Below are 18358 nucleotides of genomic sequence, written 5' to 3'. Positions count from 1 at the left end.
CATTATGTAAGACCCCTTGTAGACGACGAGGTTGATAGGTTCGGGGTGGAAGCGCGGCAACGTGTGCAGCTGACGAATACTAATCGGTCGAGGGCTTATCCAATACGATTCACTTACGCTTTGTTTCGATCCAGTTTTCAGGGAATAATCAGACCCTTGCGTTCCAACTTGGAGATGCAAGGGTCTTTCGTATTTATACGATTATGCAAAAACTCGTCCTACTGTGCATAGCAGGACGAGTCGTTCTCGTTTATTTTTAAATAGCCGGATGAACTGTGCTTGCGAAGAAGGAAAATGACGACCAGGCGCGGAAGTAAAAGCCAGAGATGAATGAATACCAGAAAGCCGAGGAGCGATGGCGAGAGCCACGGATAGAGGCATCCCAGCAAGACCAAGACGATCCACAGCACATGGAAATGGAGCCGGCGTACTTTGGTCATGGCGATATACGTGTCTGTACCGGGCGCATAACCGAACCAAGGCAATTGATAGGACCAGCTCCAAGCTTGCAGAGAATACTTCTCCTTCGTTCGGAGTAGGAGGCGAAGCAGAAGCGTTTGGACAAGCGGTATACTGATCACTCCGACCGGCACACCGATTAACCCGGCTGGCACCGACCAAAAAGAAATCGCAATAACAGCCCCCAGAAAAGCGCAAACCGTCAAAATCCAATATACTTGAAAAAAAATCGGCTTGTAATGAACCCGTTTGAGCAGCCGGTATGTATAGATGGTCGATTCTTTGGACAATGTTCGGTCTCTTGGCATAATAAGCCCCAATCCTCACTTGATGAACAAAATGAAAATTTACTACATATATCGGTAGGGTACAGGAAAATGTTGAGTTTGTCACGGGCTAACATGGATTTTCAACAAAAATATCGCGGAAAGGTTTGAGTTTTAAGAGAATTGGGCATACTGCTAGAAAAGAAGAGTAGAGGTGAATCGAACATGAGCGACGAGCTGCAGCACGATTTCACGCCATCCTGCATCATTTGTGGGCAGACCAAAGAAAACGGCATCCAAATCATATCCGAATTCATATGCGAGGATTGCGAGAATGAAATGGTCCATACGGAAGTCAACGACGCCAAGTACCCATTTTTCATCCACCAGATGAAGCAAATTTTATATAAAAAGAATGCTTGAGCGGCAAGCGAAAGAAAGCAAGCTCCGTTTTATCTCGGCTAGGGATGGAAGCGGGCTTTTTTGTTTGGTACAATACTGCTAAAATTGTTTTTTGAAATGAGGAAACAAGGTGTCACAGCATAGAGCGCCGCTGTACGAAGCATTGGCGGCCCACCGGGAATCGGGCGCGCTCAGCTTTCATGTGCCCGGTCATAAGTCGGAAGCGCAAGGGTATGCCGAAGCGGAGTCAGACTTCCGGCAGATCTTATTACTCGATAGGACGGAGATCGCGGGACTGGACGATCTTCACCATCCGGAAGAAGCGATTAAAGAAGCCCAGACTTTAGCTGCGGCGTGCTTTGGAGCGGATGAAACTTTTTTTCTGGTGAACGGGAGTACGGCGGGAAATTTGGCGATGATTTTGGCAACCTGCCGCCGCGGAGATCTGCTGTTGGTACAGCGGGATGCGCATAAATCCGTTATTCACGGACTGATGCTCGCCGGTCTGCAGGCGGTGTTTATCTCCCCGCTGTGGGATCCCGAGAGCGGACTGAGCATGGGAGTGGCTGCAGAGGATGTCGAGCAGGCGCTGAATCGCTATCCTGAGGCCAAGGGGCTGCTTGTGACCAATCCGAGCTATTACGGAATTACAAGCGATTTGAAGGCGTTATCCAGCCTTCTGCACGAGCGGGGAAAGATGCTGCTGGTGGATGAGGCGCACGGGGCTCATTTCGGCTTCCACCCGGATGTACCTGCTTCGGCTTTAAGCTGTGGGGCGGATGCGGTCGTGCAGTCCACCCACAAAATGTTGACGGCCATGACGATGGGCGCGATGCTGCACGTGCAGGGCCCGAGAATTCGCCGTAGTGCCGTCCGAAAGGCGTTAGCTATGGTGCAAAGCTCAAGCCCCTCTTATCCGATTATGGCCAGCCTGGACCTCAGCCGGCGAATGCTGCAGGAAGACGGCGGGGAGCAGATAGACCGAGGCCTATCGGCGGTTCGGAGGGTGATAGCCCATCTAAGCGGACATCAGCGGTGGCAAGCAAGAGATTTGACGGAACGCATGCTTCAGGGCGGGTGTCGTCAGGACCCCTTTAAGGTGGCTCTGTACGACGCGTCAGGCCGTCTTGATGGTTTTGCGTTAAAGGAGCGTCTGGAGCAGCAGGGCTGCTTCCCGGAGCTGGCAGACCCGACGCATGTACTGCTTGCGTTCAGCTTGGCGAGTACCGAAGAAGCGGCGCAGCGGCTTATTGAAGCGCTGGAGCGGATAGACGGAGAAACGAGGGACATAGCAAGCGAGGCGAAGCCGGGAGCGGGGGAGATCGAAGCCGCGGCGCAGCGGATATCCGAGCCGGTAACGTTCGATTGGGAAGCGATCCACGAGGGAATGGAGACGAAGGTGACGGTCCCTGTAGCCGAATGCGCTGGCCGCATCGCTGCGGAAATGATCGTACCGTACCCTCCGGGCATTCCGGTCCTTTATCCGGGAGAGCGAATTACCGAACGGACAGCAGCGCATTTAACGCGGCTGGCCGCCTTGGGATCGCGTTTTCACGGGCATGATGTGACCGCTAGCGGCACCGTCCCGGTGCTGGAAACACGGTAATCACCTAGCGGCACAGGCGCTTGTACGAATAGGTTTGAATAGGCGGCGGTGCGGTTTGGTTCGCACGGCATCAAGAGAAAAAGCTTGCTATAGAGCGGAGAAACGGATTGCAACTGCTATCCGAGTCATTACAGGACAGGAGACATGCATGTGAAACGGGGCTTTTTTATAACGGTAGAGGGCGGAGATGGCGCAGGCAAAACGTCTGCGATCCATGCCATTCTAGAGCAAGTAAAAGCACGGGGGTACGACGTGCTATCCACGCGGGAGCCGGGGGGCATTCCGATTGCCGAGCAGATTCGCTCGGTCGTTCTCGACCGGAATAATACGGCGATGGACCCGCGTACGGAAGCGCTGTTGTATGCGGCCGCGAGACGGCAGCATTTGGCGGAGAAAGTCATTCCTGTGTTGGAAGCCGGCAAGGTCGTCGTATGTGATCGTTTTATCGACAGCAGCTTGGCGTACCAAGGGTATGCGCGCGAGCTTGGGATGGACGAGGTGTTTGCCATTAACCGGTTTGCGATCGGGGATTGGATGCCGGATTTGACGGTGTTCATGGACGTCCGTCCGGAGATCGGGCTGGCCCGGATTCGCGCCGATCAGGGACGGGAAGTGAACCGCCTGGATCTGGAGTCGATGACGTTTCACAACAAAGTGCGGGAAGGTTACTTGCAAGTACTCCGCCGGTTTCCGGAGCGTGTCGTACGGGTGGATGCGGAGCGGGAGCTGGACAAGGTGCTCGAAGATATTGGGCAAATGCTGAACCAAAAGCTCCCCAAGCGAGTATGATATAATAGATATATTCCTTCTACACATGTTTATATATAAATGAAGGAATTTTTCAACTGCTTGTCTAATTATTAAGGTAGGAAGACGGATAAACATTCCTTTGGCAAAGGAGGCTGGATGCATGAAGTTGGTTATCGCCGTTGTGCAGGATAAGGATAGCAACCGTTTGTCGAACGCACTGATCAAAGAGGGCTTTCGCGCAACCAAGCTGGCGAGCACGGGAGGGTTCCTACGCGCCGGAAACACGACATTTATGATCGGTACGGAAGATGAGCGTGTAAACGAAGCGCTGCAAGTCATTAAAGCGAACTGCAAAATCAGAGAGCAAATGGTTACCCCGGTATCCCCGATGGGGGGAACGACGGATTCGTATATTCCTTTCCCTGTCGAAGTTCAGGTTGGCGGGGCGGCGGTATTCGTGCTTCCGGTCGAGCGGTTCGAACATTTCTAGAAACGAGGTCGAGCCGAGTGAAAATCAACCCGGGTTGGCGCCCTTTCGGTAATGAGGTCGTCCGCAGCGAAAATACGTCATCCCAGCAGCTTCAAAAAATGTCGTTTTCCGATACGATGCAGCAGCAGGAAGAAAGAGCAACCCGGGAGCAGCTTCAGCGCATCCTGCAGCAAATTGACCTGCAAGGCCAACGGCTGGCCAAGTCGATGACCGTACGTGAGCTTCGGCAGTATAAGCTGCTCGTGAAGCAGTTTCTGGAGGAGACGGCACGGCGGGGAGTTCAGCTTCGCGATACGCGGGGGTGGGACCGCAGAGGCCGGACGAAACGGTACAAGCTGCTTGAGGAAATCGATGCCGAGCTGCTCGGCCTGGCGGACGAGCTGGTGGAAAGCGAACAGGGACGCATCGAGCTGCTGCAAAAAATCGGTGAAATTCGCGGAATGCTGATTAATTTATTTTTTTAGCGAAGCAGCCGATCTGGAAAGGAAATGCAGACCGTCATGTCTTTTCAATCGATTACAGGGCAGGAGCGAGTCAAACGAATGCTGCAAAACAGCCTTCGGACCGACAAAGTTTCGCACGCGTATATATTTACGGGGGCGCCCGGGACCGGGCGGAGAGCAATGGCCCGAGCGTTCGCCCAAGCTATCTATTGCAAGGTGCTGCCGGACGATGCCTGCGGGGAATGTCTGGATTGCCGCAAGGTAGAGCATGGAAACCATCCTGATCTGCATTGGATCGTACCGGACGGCGCCTCCATCAAAATCGACCAAATTCGCGAGCTGCAAAAGCAGTTTGCTTATCGCGCCTCGGCCTCTAACATTAAAATGTATATATTGGAGGATGCCGATAAGCTGACCGTTCAGGCGGCGAACAGTCTGCTGAAATTTTTGGAGGAACCGACTTCGCAGGTCGTAGCGGTTCTGATTACGGATAACGGACAAGCCCTGCTGCCGACCATCCGGTCGCGCTCCCAATGGATTCCTTTTTTGCCAATGGGGCGAAGCAGCATGAAGGAGCTCCTTCTGCAGGAGGGACATTCGCCCGTGCTCGTTCAAGCGGCGGTGAATTTGGCCGCAGGACCGGAGGCGGCGCGCGAATTGATTCAAGGAAATGGGTTTGCAGAACTCCGAAATTTGGTGATACAATTAGCTAGGGAGAGTTTGTCCCGGTTGCCATCTGCAATGCTGACCGCTCAGCAGAAGCTGGCAAAGGGCGAGTTCTCCGAACAATTGCCGCGCTTCATGGATATGCTGATTCTGTGGCTCAAGGATATGGTGCAGCTCAAGCTCGGCAGCCGCGAAGAATTGATCTACACGGATCAACTGGACTGGATGTCGCAGCAAGCGTTGTCTTATTCGATGGAGCACTGGATCGCCTGCCTCGAGCAGGCGGTGGAGACGCAAAAACGATTGCGATCCCATGCCAATCCCCAGCTCGCGCTGGAACATATATTAATGCGGCTCAAGGGGGTGTAAGATTGTTCTCCGTGGTAGGTGTCCGCTTCAAGAAGGCGGGCAAAGTATATTACTTCGATCCGAGCGATCTGCCGATTGACCAAGACAGTACCGTCATTGTCGAAACGGCGCGCGGAGTCGAGTACGGCCGAGTAGTTATTGGCCGAAGGACGGTAGGCGAATCGGATGTTGTGCTTCCGCTGAAGAAGGTCATCCGCATTGCGGACCAGCAGGATGCACAGCTTGTTGAGGATAACAAGCAAGCGGCCAAAAATGCGTTTGCTATTTGTCAGGATAAGATTAAGGATCACCAGCTGCGCATGAAGCTGGTAGACGTTGAGTATACATTTGACCGGAACAAAATCATCTTTTATTTTACGGCCGAGGGCCGGGTCGATTTCCGGGAATTGGTCAAGGATCTGGCCAGCATTTTCCGGACGCGGATCGAGCTTCGCCAAATCGGCGTACGGGATGAAGCCAAGATGCTTGGGGGCATCGGGCCTTGTGGACGTATCCTCTGCTGCTCTTCCTTTCTGGGGGATTTCGAGCCGGTTTCGATCAAGATGGCGAAGGACCAGAACCTGTCGCTCAATCCGACGAAAATTTCGGGCTTGTGCGGACGATTAATGTGCTGCCTCAAATATGAGCATGATAATTACGAAAGCGCCAAGGACGATCTTCCCCGCGTAGGCAGCGAAGTCATTACGTCGTTCGGCAACGGACGCGTGGTGTCGCTGAATGTCGGGGAGCGTACGGCGAAGGTGCAAATTTTCGATATGAAAAAAGTGATGGATCTTCCTTTGGATGATGTAGTGGAGCAGCAGTAAAAAAGCCAGTCGCTGCTTCTGCAGCTTGAGGTGAGAGAAAAGCGTGGATAAAAGGGATATATTCGTACAAATCGATCAAATGGAAGAACAGATGGGCACGCTCTATGCCGAGCTTGGCGAAATCAAGCAGCAGATTATCGAGCTGCTGGAGGAGAACAAGCGGCTGGGTATCGAGAATCAGCAGCTGCGCAAGCTGCTGAAGAAAGATGCCGAACCGATGCTGCCTATACTTCAAGCAGCCGGCGCGAGCGTCCCTATTTCGATGAAAGAACCGACCGGTGAGGGCTACGACAATTTGGCACGCATCTATCACGAAGGCTTTCACATTTGCAATGTCTATTACGGACATTTGCGTACGGAAGGCGACTGCTTGTTCTGCATGTCATTTTTGAATAAATAACGATGCACCGTAGAGGAGAATGACTCTTCTACGGTTTTTTTTGAAGAGTAAAGAAAGTTTGACTTTATGGTACATAATAATCGGCAGAAAGAGGAATACGCTTGGAACGAGTCCCGATCTACGAGCGGGAGCGAATCGACGATTTGCTTACGCACGATTTAAAAATTATTCAGAGCGACGAAGTATTCAGCTTTTCGATGGATGCGGTGCTGATTGCACGCTTTTGCTCGGTGCCGCCGAGAGGGCGCATCGTCGATCTGTGCTCCGGCAACGGCGTTATTCCGCTGCTGCTGACCACCCGGACGAAAGCGCACATTACAGGCGTAGAAATTCAAGCCAGATTGGCGGATATGGCCCAGCGGAACGTGCAGCTGAACGGGTTGGAGGAGCGGATCGATATTCGACATGGAGATTTGCGTCAATCGCCTGCCGAGCTGGGTAACGGCGCCTTCGATTTGGTGACGGTCAATCCTCCGTATTTGCCCGTTCCGAATGGGGATCAGAACGTGAATGAGCACGTGGCTGCGGCCCGTCACGAGCTGTTCTGCACGCTGGACGATGTGGTAAGGGTGAGCAGCCGGCTGGTTCGCAGCGGCGGCAAAGTCGCCATGGTGCACCGGCCGAGCCGTCTAGTCGATATTTGCTGTACGATGCGTCAGTACCGGCTGGAGCCGAAACGTATCCGGTTTGTTCATCCCCGGGCCGATGCCGAAGCGAATATGGTGCTTATCGAAGCGCTTCGCGACGGAAAGCCGGAGGTTCGGATGCTGCCGCCGCTGATTGTGTACAAGAATGAGACGGAATATACGGATGAGCTGATGGAAGTCTATTACGGCCGCCGCACGGCGCTCGCCGATCCGTCCAATATTTCATTATAGAAGGAATCGATGTCTGTGAACGTTCAAAAAAGCTATGCCAACGATAGCCGCCGTCAAGGCAGCCTTTATCTAGTAGGCACTCCGATTGGCAATCTAGAGGACATGACCTACCGTGCCGTTCGGGTGCTTGGCGAAGTGCAGTGGATTGCCGCCGAGGATACCCGGCAAACGCGCAAGCTGCTCACGCATTTCGACATTTCGACCCGGCTCGTCAGTTACCATGAGCACAACAAGCAAGCCAGCGGCCCCGAGCTGATCCGGCTCATGCAGGAAGGCGATTCCATCGCGCTCGTCAGCGACGCCGGCTTGCCTGCAATCTGCGATCCCGGCGCGGATCTGGTCCGCCTCGCCATCGAAGCGGATATCCCCGTCATCCCCATTCCTGGGGCCAACGCCGCGCTGTCCGGGCTGATCATGTCGGGGCTGCCGACCGAGCGGTTCACCTTCGTCGGCTTCCTGCCGCGCGACAAAAAGCCCCTGGAGCGGGAGCTGGCCGCTTTGAAGCGGGAGCCGGGCACGGTAATCTGCTACGAGTCCCCGCACCGCTTGGTGAAAACCCTAACGGCTATGGTCGAAACCATCGGCGAGAACCGCGAAATCTGCTTGGTCCGCGAGCTGACCAAAAAATACGAGGAAGCCGTTCGCGGCACGATCCGCGACTGCTTGGACCATCTGAACGAGCACCCGCCTCAAGGCGAGTATGTGCTCATCCTCCACGGCGTCAGCCCAGAGGAAGCCGAGGCATCCGGCGAGGCCCTGTGGTGGGCCGCTTTATCCCCTGCGGAGCATGTTGCCCGTTACGAGGCCGACGGCCTCGACCATAAAGAGGCTTTGCGCCGCGCCGCCCAAGACCGCGGTGTCCCGAAGCGCGAGTTGTATAACCTGTTTCACCAAGGAAGCTAGTAGGAAATAGTTTACAACCGCCGCACCTCTTATATAATAGAAGAGACAAGATGGTTAGGCCTAAGGTGAAATCGGGTAATAAGACTTATAGGTACGCGCGATTCGCATGAGCAGGGAACGTAGGCATCCTGAAGCAGTTCAGCGTCCGTGCACGTTATAACGAACGGTGAACGTTTAAAGGTTTTGCATTCGTGTCAGCTGATGGTCGCTGGTTGAAATTTCGGTAATTGCGGCCTCGCTTGTCTTTCAAGTAACCAGCGCCTTTGCGCGATGCTGCTTGCAGCGAGCCTCTCCGGCGCACGAGCGGTCGAGTGCGTCTCGGCTTTGCTTGAACAAAAGCTGTCGAGGCTTGCCTCGATGCGGGCCATAGCGGGGCGTTCCAACACCAATCGCCGCCGTATGCGCATGCACCGCTTCGTAAGAGCGCCGCCGTGAAGCGTGTCTTCATGCCGAGCCCGGAGGGTTCGCATGAAGACGGACGCGCTCCCTGCACCCAAGCTGAGTCGAAGCGCCTGCGGGGTCCAGGGGCGCGGCCCCTGGGTCCCCCTTAGGAAGGGGGATTTAGGGGGATGGAAGCCCGATGGAAAACCACCGCATAAAAAAAATCCCCGATTCGGACAACCACGAATCAGGGATATAGAGGAGATATGAAAAAGGTTAGAATTACCAAAATTAATTGTGCTATCTCTATTATAACCTATTTTTTTTATTTTGTCACAGGTATTGGCATTTCAGATAAGCATTCATGGCAAACAATTTTTCCTTTGAAGTAAGAAACGTTCTCAGCATTGCCACAGAAGATACAGGCTGGCTCATATTTCTTCAACATGATGCGCTCGCCGTCAACGTAAATTTCCAAAGCGTCTTTTTCGCCAATGCCTAAAGTACGGCGCAATTCGATCGGAATAACGACCCGACCCAATTCATCTACTTTTCTAACAATACCGGTGGATTTCATCATAAAAAATTCCCCTCTCTAAGAAGTACAGAATGAAGTATAGTGTTCCAAAAGATTAATCGTCATGTTTCGACATTTCTTTACACATATGATACCAACCATTCCCAAAATAGTCAACCAAAAAATATGAGTTTTCCTTGTTATTTTATGGTATACAAGGGGGGTTATGCAAAATTCAGTAAAAACAAACGTTCAAAAACGAGAAAATCGTTGATTTTTATAAGACACACCGCACTAAGAAAGGGTTTGTCACCAGATCATTGAAGTATAGATAAAAAAAGAAAACACAATAATGGAAGCTCGAATTCGACATATTTCGACAAATTTTAACTTCTTTTTACGAGAGTATTGTCGAAAAAATAGCCGGAGCCGATAGGAGGATGTTCATGACCACTCCCCTTCAAGAAGAGAAAGTATTCAAGGATCCCGTGCACAAATACATCTACGTCCAAGACCAAACGATTTGGGACCTGATCAACACCAAGGAATTTCAACGCCTCAGACGAGTTCGCCAGCTTGGCACCTGCTTTCTGACGTTCCACGGCGCGGAGCACAGCCGGTTTTCCCATTCGCTCGGTGTTTACGAAGTGACCCGCAAAATCATCTCGCAGTTTGAGCGCAACAAGTACGAGGACTGGCCGCGGGAGGAGCGGCTGCTGTGCCTCTGCGCCTCGCTGCTGCATGATGTCGGGCACGGCCCGTTCTCTCATTCGATCGAGAAAACGTTCGGGACGCACCACGAGGAATGGTCCTGCCGCATCGTTCTCGGAGACACGGAAGTGAACCAGGTACTGCGCCGCGTATCGCCTACGTTTCCACAGCAGGTGGCCGGTGTGATCGCTAAAACGTACAATCAGGAAATCGTCGTCAGCCTCGTATCGAGCCAGCTCGATGCCGATCGGATGGATTACCTGCTGCGGGATGCCTATTTTACCGGCGTAAATTACGGCACATTCGATTTGGAACGCATCCTGCGCGTCATGCGCCCGTATCAGGGTCATATCGTTGTGAAGGAAAGCGGCATGCATGCGGTGGAGGATTACTTGATGTCCCGGTACCAAATGTATTGGCAGGTTTACTTTCATCCGGTGACCCGCAGCGCCGAAGTATTGCTTCACAACATTTTTCAAAGAGCGAAGCACCTTCATGAGGAAGGCTTTGCCTTCCGCTTCTTATTACATCCGCTACCGAACCTGTTCCGGCAAAAAATGACGGTACACGACCATTTTTTAATGGACGAGGCGTTCATGCAGACGGCGCTGATGCAATGGTCCTTCGAAGAGGACCCGGTGCTATCCGATCTCTGTATCCGGTTCCTGCAGCGGCGGTTGTTCAAGTATGTGACGCTCGAGAAAATCGACGCCCGGCAGATCGAGCGGCTGCGGGATCAAATGCGCAGCTTCGGCATCGATCCGGACTACTACCTGGACATCGATTTTCCTTCCGATCTATCGTATGATGTGTACAGGCCCGGTGAACAGGATGAGAAGCTGCCTATTCTACTGCTTGACTCGCGGGATGCCCTGACGGAAATATCGCGGAAATCGGAAATTGTCCGCTCCATCAGCGGCATTCATATGGGAAAATACCATTTGTATTACCCACGAGAGCTGCTTTTGAACCATGCGGATAAATTAGATAAAAATCTTCGAAAACTGTTCGATCTCTAACCGTCATGACCTGCTCTTACAACCAGAACATAATATTAAGGAGAAAAAGATGATAACCGATACACACGCCCACTTGAATGCGCCGCAGTTCGATGAAGATCGACAGGAGGTCATCGAGCGCGCACGCGCAAGCGGAATCAGTCGAATCATTAATGTCGGTTTTAACCGCGAGACGATCCCGAGCTCCATCGCTTTGGCGGAACAGTACGATTTTATTTATTCGACCGTAGGCTGGCATCCGACCGATGCGAAGGACATGACGCCGGAGGATCTCGAATGGATCGAGTCGCTGTGCGGCCACGAGAAAGTTGTCGCCATTGGGGAAATCGGCCTGGATTATTATTGGGATACGTCTCCCAAAGACGTGCAGGACCGCGTATTTCGGCAGCAAATTCAGCTTGCGAGGAAGATCGGCCTGCCGATCGTCATCCATAACCGCGATGCGCATCATGACGTCGTACAGACGCTTCGCGAAGAGAAGGCGGCGGAGGTCGGAGGGGTCATGCATTGCTACTCGGGCAGCTGGGAGACGGCAAAAATGTGCCTCGACATGAACTTCTATATTTCGTTCGGCGGTCCCGTCACGTTCAAGAATGCGAAGCAGCCGAAGGAAGTGCTCGAGAAGGTGCCGCTCGACCGTTTATTGATCGAAACCGATGCGCCTTATCTGGCTCCTCACCCGTATCGGGGCAAGCGCAACGAAACCTCGTATGTGCGCCTGGTCGCCGAGACGGCTGCCGAGATTAAACGGATATCCTTGGAAGAATTGTGTGAGATCACCACGGCGAATGCTAACCGGCTTTTTGGCTTATCGTGATTAAATACACAGATTTGGACGAGCGGATTTTCTTTCGAATCGAGATAATCGAAGAAAAATATATAAAAACATACGACTTGCGAAGAGAAAGATGGTTTTTGAGATCGAATTAGCTTCAATCGGCTGGAATCGATCCAAAACCATCCTTTTTTTCGAAGTTTGTATACTTTACAACTTTGGTCCTCCCATCGTAAACTCAATAATAACTTCATAACGATTACCAAAATCCAACATCGCTGAGTTTCCGAAAGGGAAACGGGGGAACCGCATCGCGGCAGTTAAGGCGCAGCTTTGACCGTTGTGGTGTTATTTTAGGGGTGAATCCTCATTGTGCATGGGTAACATGCACTGGGGTAGGGCGACTCTCAAGTCCGAATCCGTCAGCTAACCTCGTAAGCGTCCAGAGAGAGGTAACGATTGTCGTGAGCTTTTATTTCATTTTGCCCAAAATGAAAAAGTCACGGGAAGGTTCCTCTTCTCCGCTGACTTTTTTTGTGTTCTCCCGTTCATTGGGATATTAACCGGAGCCGGTTTAACCAACACAAGTTGAAGGAGGTGGCCGCCGCAGGCAAGTAAGTTCTGATGGCAGCAGATAATTGTTGGAATGGCAATCAAACCATTTTACCATAGTCGCGTCAGATTAAATCATGCATAACACTCGGATGGCGGGGCTTTAAGGAGGACCGAACAAGTGGGCGCTGTGAACCATGAGCAACCCCATGTAAGACGATCATCCAGCATGTCCTTCGCATTGCGATGGAAGCATGAAAACTTGCGTATGATATCGATCATTGCCCTCATTTCATTCGCTATGACTTTCATGTTCTTACTGATGTATCACGGTACGGCCACCAAGCGCGTATCAGTCGTTGTAGACGGACAGGAACGAACGTTCCAGACCCGGCAAGGGGTTCTACAGCGCATACTGGATGAGCAAGGCATCGCTGTAGGAGAATACGACCGGATGTCGCATTCCCTTCAAGCTTCGGTAAAGTCTGGAGATCGCATTACGATCGACAAGGCCAAGCCGGTGCAGTTGACAGCAGATGGAGAGACGAAGACCGTTTATACGACAGGGAAAACGGTGGAGACCGCACTGGCGGATCTGAGCATCGCACTTGGCGAGCTCGATAAGGTAGCCCCCGCTTTGACGACGGAAGTGGCGGACAATGCGCCGATCAAAGTGGTTCGCGTGAAAAAAGAAACGGAAGAAGTAAAAGAACCGATCCCGTTCGAGACGGTGAAGAAGAACGAGCCGCAGCTGCTCAAGGGCAAAGAACAGGTTGTTCAAGAAGGGCAAGAGGGCGTACTGCTCAAGAAAAAGGAAAAGTTGTTTGAGGACGGGGCGCTCGTCGCCGAGAATGTCGTCGATCAACAGGTGCAAACGCAAAGCACTAAAAAAATCGTAGCTGTCGGAACGAAAAATCCGGTTGTCATTTTATCCGCCTCTTCTCCGAACGTTGACCAATTGACCAAAAACGGGGTTAAGTTCGGATACAAGCAAGTGATCAACAATGTGAAGCTTACGGCGTACTCGGCCGATGAGGATTCGACAGGAAAAAGCAGCGAGCATCCGCAGTATGGGGTAACTTCTTCAGGCACGAAAGTAATGGAAGGTCGCACAATTGCCGTAGACCCCAAAGTAATCCCGATGGGCTGGTGGGTATATATCGAAGGAATCGGCTTCCGCCGGGCGGAAGACACCGGCAGCGCGGTGAAAGGGAATGTGATCGACGTGTATTTCGACAGCAGCGACTATGCCAACCGTTTCGGTTCGAAGCAGGGCTACACGGTGTACGTCATCGGGCCGAAAAAGCCGTCGGTCGATTAAGGATACGCAATTAGGGCAGACTCATCATATATAGAACGGAAAAGAAGAGGTACGGCGATGTCCCTCTTCTTTTTCCTTGTTTACGAAAGAAGGTACGGCGAAGAGAAATGATTCAGGAAATCATCGTTGTGGAAGGCAAGGACGATACCGTCGCCATTAAGCGGGCGGTAGAAGCGGAAACGATCGAGACGGGCGGCTCCGCGATTAACAAAGACGTATTGAAGCGGATTCGGCTTGCTCAGGAGCGGCGCGGCGTCATCGTATTTACGGACCCGGATCATGCAGGCGAGCGTATCCGTAAAATCATCGCCAAAGAGGTACCGGGCTGCAAGCATGCCTTTCTGACGCAAGAAGCCGCCACGAGCCGCGGAGACATCGGTGTCGAGAACGCCTCCGTCGAAGCGATTCGCGAGGCGCTGGCGAACGTGCGGACGGATGGGATGAGGGGCGAATCCGCCATCGCTTGGGAAGACCTGATCGAAGCCGGACTCATCGTTCATCCGGAAGCGGCTTCCAGGCGGCTCGAAATAGGTAAACGGCTTGGGATCGGGTACTGCAACGGCAAACAGTTTTACAATCGATGCCGGATGTTTCAAATTTCGCGCGAAGAGTTCGAGGCGGCCCGGCGTCATTTGGATGAAGAAGAGGGTGCGAGCTCATGACGACAGAACATCGCGGACAACGGTCCGGACAAGCCACAGAGGATATCGCTTCGCCGAAGCGGACCAAGGAGCTTATTCAGAAGTACGGCTTCACGCTCAAAAAAAGCCTGGGGCAAAACTTTTTGATCGATCAAAACATTTTAACCAAAATCGTCTCCGCCGCCGAGCTTGATACGGGCAAAGGAGCTCTGGAAATCGGACCGGGGATCGGCGCGCTCACCCAGCAGCTGGCCAAGACGGCTGGCCGGGTCGTAGCGGTTGAAATCGACCAGCGGCTTCTTCCGATGCTGAAAGAAACGCTTGGGCCTTATCCCCATGTTTCCGTCGTCCACGGAGATGTGTTGAAAACTGATCTTCGCGAGCTGTTCGAGGCTCATTTTCGCGACGTCTCGAAGGTCAGCGTCGTGGCAAATCTGCCGTATTACGTGACGACCCCCATCGTGATGAAGCTGCTGGAAGAAAAGCTTCCGCTGGAGCATATCGTCGTGATGATCCAGAAGGAAGTAGCCGACCGGATGGCGGCGAAGCCCGGAGGCAAGGATTACGGGAGCTTGAGCATTGCCGTACAGTACTATTGCGAGCCGGAAGTCGTCACCATTGTGCCTCATACCGTATTTATCCCGCAGCCGAACGTCGACTCCGCCGTGATTAAGCTGAAGGTGCGTGAGCGGCCGCCGGTGGAAGTGGAGGACGAAAGCTTTTTCTTCGATGTCGTTCAAGCCAGCTTCGTGCAGCGCCGCAAGACGATTTATAACAATATGGCCGCCAGGTATTTTACGAAAGAGACGAAAGGACAGCTGGAGGGAATTCTCCGAAATGCCGGCATCGAGCCGTCGCGCCGCGGGGAAACGCTGTCGATCGAAGAGTACAGTGTGCTGAGCCGGCATTTGGCCGCCGCGTTGAAAGGGAATAGCTAGCCGAACTAGACGATAGCGGGCGGTTGTCCCTGCACCATTTGCCCATATCTGCCATACGATAGTCGAGGAGGCGATGCAGCCATGAAGCAGGGAGACCTGGTCACTCGGAAGTCGTATGGCGGAGACGTTGTGTTCAAAATTCATGAATTCCGGCAGCAGCAGGCCATATTACGCGGGGTGGAACTTCGCTTGCTGGCGGATGCCCCGATCCGGGATTTGGTGAAGGCTTCGCAGATCGATCCCCTTGAAACGATGGGGGCGGTGCGTCCCAAATGGCTGGAAGCAATGAGACGATCGGGAGGAGCCGGAGCAGCTCCACAGGCACAATCGGACGGATGGCAAAATACGGGGCCTGCGGAATCTTCCAAGCCGCGCCCGGCTTACTTTGAACTGCCTGGCAAAGTACTGCATTTGGACGGGGACCCAAACTATTTGCGCAAATGCATGCTTCTCTACAACGAGCTCCACGTTCCGGCGGACGGCTACTATGTAGCGGAGGCGAGTATGGCCGATGCGCTTTACCGCCTGCTGCCCCAGCTGCAGCCGGATATCGTTGTGATTACGGGTCACGACGGCCTTCTGAAGCAGCGGGGGCGAAACTACGGAGATATTACCCAGCTCACCAGCTACAAAAACTCGCATAATTTCGTCAACGCCGTTCGTGTGGCCCGTCAGTTCGAAAAAAACCGCGATGCCCTGACGATCGTCGCAGGAGCGTGCCAGTCGCATTTTGAGGCATTGATGCAGGCTGGGGCCAATTATGCCAGTTCGCCGGCCCGCGTGTTGATTCACGCCCTCGATCCGTTGTGCGTCGCGGCAAAGGTAGCTTTTACCCCCATTAAGGATACGGTGAATATCGTCGATGTCATCGGGTTGACACATAGCGGATTGGAAGGGCTGGGCGGTATCGAATCCCGCGGAAGCTATCGCCGGGGTGTTCCCCGAATTGAATATGCGAGTCATAAATAAGCGCCGAAAGGTGCTTTTTATTTTGCCTTCCACACCAACCCTTTACAACTTTGTGAACGGTGTGCCCTCGGCTTTTTGGAATACCGCATCACGTTAAGGAAAAATTCCGTTGACAACAGGTTTGTATGGCTGCTATAATATTCGGCTTAAATTGACATACTACTGTCGTTGCGTTATAATTGTTAAGGAAAGAGGTGGTAGTGGTCAATGGCAAAAAATGCGCTGTTGGAGATCAAACGTAGTTTGGAACCTCATGTCGGACAGAAGATTATGTTAAAAGCGAATGGTGGTCGCCGTAAGACAATCGAACGATCCGGTGTATTGGAGGAAACCTACCCTTCCGTTTTTATTGTCAAGCTGGATCAGGAACAGCATGCATTCAAGCGTGTTTCGTACAGCTACGCAGATATCCTGACAGAATCCGTCGAAGTTACTGTGCATGGCGATGACGGTGAAGTACGGATTACGATACATCAATAACTACATAACGGTTGGCCGTACTTGCGGTCAGCCGTTTTTTTAATGGACTCCTCTCCTTGGAAAAAGACTCGGACCGTATGATTCTGCTGCTTCAGGCGCATAATAGATCGTACGGATACCATCATAGTTATGAGGGGGGACGCGATATGGGACGCAGAAGTCGGGGCGTCATGTCGGAATCATTCAAATACGAGCTGGCCAAAGATTTGGGCTTCTACGAGACGGTTCAGCAGGAAGGCTGGGGCGGCATTCGTACGAAGGATGCGGGCAATATGGTCAAGCGCGCGATCCAAATCGCCGAGCAGGCTTTGGCGAACCAGCAATCGGCGGCTGCGCCGGTACGTGAACCGGTCAGCTTCCAGCCGGCGCCGGTTGTTACACAAGCCTACGCACCTTACGGTCAACCGCCTTACGCCGGGATGCCGCCTGCTTATACGATTGCCCCAAATCCGGTTCAAACGGGCTACAACTCCTTTGCGCCGTAAGGGCGGAACTTCATTTCCGGAGAATCCTCAAGCTAGAGCGTCCGTTATGGAGCTTTAGCTTTTTTTTGTAGCGCTTTTGGTATAGTATTAGGATGAACGGCATCATGCCTTCGATTAACGGGATGACAGACAGGTGCAAAGAAGGTGTCGACATGAAAGTGTTTGAGAAAGCGCCGGCAAAAATCAATTTGTCGTTGGATGTTTTACATAAGCGTGAAGACGGTTACCATGAGGTCGAAATGGTGATGACCATGGTCGATTTGGCGGACCGTATCGAGATGCAGGAGCTGCCGCGCGATACGATCATTATTTCCAGCCAAGCCGGGTATATCCCGCTCGACGAGAAGAACCTTGCCTTTCAGGCCGCCCGGCTCATTAAAGACCGGTACGACGTGAAACAAGGCGTATATATTCATTTGGATAAAAAGATTCCCGTCGCCGCGGGCCTGGCCGGAGGAAGCAGCGATGCCGCGGCGACGCTGCGCGGCTTGAACCGGCTGTGGAGGCTCGGGATCGGAACGGACGAGCTGCAGAAGCTTGGTGCCGAGCTTGGCTCGGACGTACCCTTTTGCGTGACGGGAGGGACGGCCATTGCGCGCGGCCGGGGAGAGAAGCTGGAGCCGATCGAATCGCCGCCGCAGTGCTGGGTCATTTTGGCCAAGCCCCCGATCAATGTGTCCACCTCGGAAATATACGGCAAGCTGAACGCTGCCGGAATCCGCAAGCATCCGTCGACGGAAGGTGTCCTTCGGGCGATTCGCGAGAAACGGTTCGATCTTCTCTGCGGCGAGCTGGGCAACGTGCTGGAGGAAGTGACGTTGGACCTGTATCCCGAAGTGCGCCAGCTGAAGGAAGTCATGATCAAGCTGGGTGCCGAAGGCGTGCTGATGTCGGGCAGCGGTCCGACCGTGTTCGGCCTCGTGTCCAAGGAAACGAAAATTCCGCGCATTTACAACGGGCTGCGGGGATTTTGCAAGGATGTGTTCGCTGTCCGGCTGCTTACGTAAAGAAGCCAATGAATGCCACGTTTGTGTCATCATCTTTTGCATGGACAGCTTGAATAAATACGTATAAAAATGGTATATTCACAATATATTATTCGGATTTATAGCTATTTATCCGACGTGTAGG

General features: G+C 52.8%; 20 protein-coding genes, 1 pseudogene and 1 riboswitch. Of the genes and pseudogenes, 19 read left to right on the top strand and 2 right to left on the bottom strand.

What is annotated here, in order from left to right:
• Positions 1–218: 218 nt before the first annotated feature.
• Positions 219–767 carry a hypothetical protein gene (locus ET33_RS29415; protein ID WP_036690507.1) on the bottom strand — a complete coding sequence of 183 codons (549 nt, stop codon included), beginning with the start codon at positions 765–767 and terminating at the stop codon, positions 219–221.
• A 183-nt stretch (positions 768–950) separates the two neighbouring features.
• On the opposite strand from ET33_RS29415, the gene ET33_RS29410 reads away from it, so the two are divergent.
• From ET33_RS29410 to rsmI, 10 genes are all read left to right on the top strand, one after another.
• Entirely contained in the window at positions 951–1148 is a 198-nt protein-coding gene (locus ET33_RS29410; protein WP_036690504.1) for a sigma factor G inhibitor Gin, read from the top strand.
• Positions 1149–1257: 109 nt separating this feature from the next.
• A complete protein-coding gene (locus ET33_RS40480) occupies positions 1258–2733 on the top strand; it encodes an aminotransferase class I/II-fold pyridoxal phosphate-dependent enzyme (RefSeq protein WP_036690501.1) in 1476 nt (491 codons plus the stop codon).
• Positions 2734–2877: 144 nt separating this feature from the next.
• A complete protein-coding gene (gene tmk / locus ET33_RS29400; RefSeq protein ID WP_036690499.1) occupies positions 2878–3522 on the top strand; it encodes a dTMP kinase in 645 nt (214 codons plus the stop codon).
• 121 nt (positions 3523–3643) lie between these two features.
• Positions 3644–3973, top strand: a complete 330-nt coding sequence (locus ET33_RS29395) for a cyclic-di-AMP receptor (RefSeq protein WP_010501661.1) — start codon at positions 3644–3646, stop codon at positions 3971–3973.
• A 17-nt stretch (positions 3974–3990) separates the two neighbouring features.
• Entirely contained in the window at positions 3991–4437 is a 447-nt protein-coding gene (locus ET33_RS29390; protein ID WP_010501663.1) for a YaaR family protein, read from the top strand.
• A 36-nt stretch (positions 4438–4473) separates the two neighbouring features.
• Positions 4474–5451 carry a DNA polymerase III subunit delta' gene (gene holB, locus ET33_RS29385; protein WP_036690495.1) on the top strand — a complete coding sequence of 326 codons (978 nt, stop codon included), beginning with the start codon at positions 4474–4476 and terminating at the stop codon, positions 5449–5451.
• 2 nt (positions 5452–5453) lie between these two features.
• Positions 5454–6257, top strand: a complete 804-nt coding sequence (locus tag ET33_RS29380) for a PSP1 domain-containing protein (RefSeq protein WP_036690492.1) — start codon at positions 5454–5456, stop codon at positions 6255–6257.
• Between the two features lie 43 nt (positions 6258–6300).
• Positions 6301–6657 (top strand): DNA replication initiation control protein YabA, encoded by a 357-nt coding sequence (gene yabA / locus ET33_RS29375; protein WP_036690489.1) that lies wholly within the window; start codon positions 6301–6303, stop codon positions 6655–6657.
• A gap of 101 nt (positions 6658–6758) precedes the next feature.
• Complete coding sequence (locus tag ET33_RS29370) at positions 6759–7535, top strand: tRNA1(Val) (adenine(37)-N6)-methyltransferase (RefSeq protein WP_036690487.1); 777 nt, start codon at positions 6759–6761, stop codon at positions 7533–7535.
• Positions 7536–7544: 9 nt separating this feature from the next.
• Entirely contained in the window at positions 7545–8438 is an 894-nt protein-coding gene (gene rsmI, locus ET33_RS29365) for a 16S rRNA (cytidine(1402)-2'-O)-methyltransferase (protein ID WP_200879246.1), read from the top strand.
• A 706-nt stretch (positions 8439–9144) separates the two neighbouring features.
• Here the strand turns inward: rsmI and ET33_RS29355 are convergent.
• Positions 9145–9399 (bottom strand): AbrB/MazE/SpoVT family DNA-binding domain-containing protein, encoded by a 255-nt coding sequence (locus ET33_RS29355; protein WP_010501678.1) that lies wholly within the window; start codon positions 9397–9399, stop codon positions 9145–9147.
• A gap of 383 nt (positions 9400–9782) precedes the next feature.
• Here ET33_RS29355 and ET33_RS29350 point away from each other — a divergent pair, with 383 nt between their 5' ends.
• The 9 genes and pseudogenes from ET33_RS29350 to ispE all read left to right on the top strand — a co-directional run bounded on the left by ET33_RS29350 (position 9783) and on the right by ispE (position 18234).
• Complete coding sequence (locus ET33_RS29350; RefSeq protein WP_036690483.1) at positions 9783–11066, top strand: HD domain-containing protein; 1284 nt, start codon at positions 9783–9785, stop codon at positions 11064–11066.
• A gap of 49 nt (positions 11067–11115) precedes the next feature.
• Positions 11116–11883, top strand: a complete 768-nt coding sequence (locus ET33_RS29345) for a TatD family hydrolase (protein ID WP_036690480.1) — start codon at positions 11116–11118, stop codon at positions 11881–11883.
• 224 nt (positions 11884–12107) lie between these two features.
• Positions 12108–12298: riboswitch (cyclic di-AMP (ydaO/yuaA leader) on the top strand.
• 324 nt (positions 12299–12622) lie between these two features.
• Entirely contained in the window at positions 12623–13714 is a 1092-nt protein-coding gene (locus tag ET33_RS29340; protein ID WP_200879245.1) for a 3D domain-containing protein, read from the top strand.
• A 107-nt stretch (positions 13715–13821) separates the two neighbouring features.
• Positions 13822–14376 carry a ribonuclease M5 gene (gene rnmV / locus ET33_RS29335; RefSeq protein ID WP_036690476.1) on the top strand — a complete coding sequence of 185 codons (555 nt, stop codon included), beginning with the start codon at positions 13822–13824 and terminating at the stop codon, positions 14374–14376.
• The gene (rsmA, locus tag ET33_RS29330; protein WP_036690474.1) at positions 14373–15293 is read left to right on the top strand and encodes a 16S rRNA (adenine(1518)-N(6)/adenine(1519)-N(6))-dimethyltransferase RsmA; all 921 of its coding nucleotides are present in this window, start codon (positions 14373–14375) and stop codon (positions 15291–15293) included. The genes rnmV and rsmA overlap by 4 nt, the downstream gene beginning before the upstream one ends.
• A gap of 81 nt (positions 15294–15374) precedes the next feature.
• A complete protein-coding gene (gene yabG, locus ET33_RS29325) occupies positions 15375–16262 on the top strand; it encodes a sporulation peptidase YabG (protein WP_036690471.1) in 888 nt (295 codons plus the stop codon).
• 207 nt (positions 16263–16469) lie between these two features.
• Complete coding sequence (gene veg, locus ET33_RS29320; protein ID WP_010501694.1) at positions 16470–16742, top strand: biofilm formation stimulator Veg; 273 nt, start codon at positions 16470–16472, stop codon at positions 16740–16742.
• A gap of 146 nt (positions 16743–16888) precedes the next feature.
• Positions 16889–17062: pseudogene (locus ET33_RS37075) on the top strand (small, acid-soluble spore protein, alpha/beta type); the annotation flags it as partial.
• A gap of 317 nt (positions 17063–17379) precedes the next feature.
• Entirely contained in the window at positions 17380–18234 is an 855-nt protein-coding gene (gene ispE / locus ET33_RS29310; protein ID WP_036690525.1) for a 4-(cytidine 5'-diphospho)-2-C-methyl-D-erythritol kinase, read from the top strand.
• Positions 18235–18358: the final 124 nt, after the last annotated feature.

Origin of the sequence: Paenibacillus tyrphae, from assembly GCF_000722545.1 — a bacterium.
In the GTDB taxonomy this organism is placed as follows: Bacteria; Bacillota; Bacilli; order Paenibacillales; family NBRC-103111; genus Paenibacillus_G; species Paenibacillus_G tyrfis.
This window is presented reverse-complemented; position numbering and strand designations above follow the sequence as displayed.

What these genes read in the sequence shown, in the direction of transcription:
- ET33_RS29415 (WP_036690507.1), bottom strand. Translation starts at nt 767, where the DNA reads ATGCCAAGAGACCGAACATTGTCCAAAGAATCGACCATCTATACATAC.
- ET33_RS29410 (WP_036690504.1), top strand. Translation starts at nt 951, where the DNA reads ATGAGCGACGAGCTGCAGCACGATTTCACGCCATCCTGCATCATTTGT.
- tmk (WP_036690499.1), top strand. Translation starts at nt 2,878, where the DNA reads ATGCATGTGAAACGGGGCTTTTTTATAACGGTAGAGGGCGGAGATGGC.
- ET33_RS29395 (WP_010501661.1), top strand. Translation starts at nt 3,644, where the DNA reads ATGAAGTTGGTTATCGCCGTTGTGCAGGATAAGGATAGCAACCGTTTG.
- holB (WP_036690495.1), top strand. Translation starts at nt 4,474, where the DNA reads ATGTCTTTTCAATCGATTACAGGGCAGGAGCGAGTCAAACGAATGCTG.
- rsmI (WP_200879246.1), top strand. Translation starts at nt 7,545, where the DNA reads ATGTCTGTGAACGTTCAAAAAAGCTATGCCAACGATAGCCGCCGTCAA.
- ET33_RS29355 (WP_010501678.1), bottom strand. Translation starts at nt 9,399, where the DNA reads ATGATGAAATCCACCGGTATTGTTAGAAAAGTAGATGAATTGGGTCGG.
- ET33_RS29350 (WP_036690483.1), top strand. Translation starts at nt 9,783, where the DNA reads ATGACCACTCCCCTTCAAGAAGAGAAAGTATTCAAGGATCCCGTGCAC.
- ET33_RS29345 (WP_036690480.1), top strand. Translation starts at nt 11,116, where the DNA reads ATGATAACCGATACACACGCCCACTTGAATGCGCCGCAGTTCGATGAA.
- ET33_RS29340 (WP_200879245.1), top strand. Translation starts at nt 12,623, where the DNA reads ATGTCCTTCGCATTGCGATGGAAGCATGAAAACTTGCGTATGATATCG.
- rnmV (WP_036690476.1), top strand. Translation starts at nt 13,822, where the DNA reads ATGATTCAGGAAATCATCGTTGTGGAAGGCAAGGACGATACCGTCGCC.
- rsmA (WP_036690474.1), top strand. Translation starts at nt 14,373, where the DNA reads ATGACGACAGAACATCGCGGACAACGGTCCGGACAAGCCACAGAGGAT.
- yabG (WP_036690471.1), top strand. Translation starts at nt 15,375, where the DNA reads ATGAAGCAGGGAGACCTGGTCACTCGGAAGTCGTATGGCGGAGACGTT.
- veg (WP_010501694.1), top strand. Translation starts at nt 16,470, where the DNA reads ATGGCAAAAAATGCGCTGTTGGAGATCAAACGTAGTTTGGAACCTCAT.
- ispE (WP_036690525.1), top strand. Translation starts at nt 17,380, where the DNA reads ATGAAAGTGTTTGAGAAAGCGCCGGCAAAAATCAATTTGTCGTTGGAT.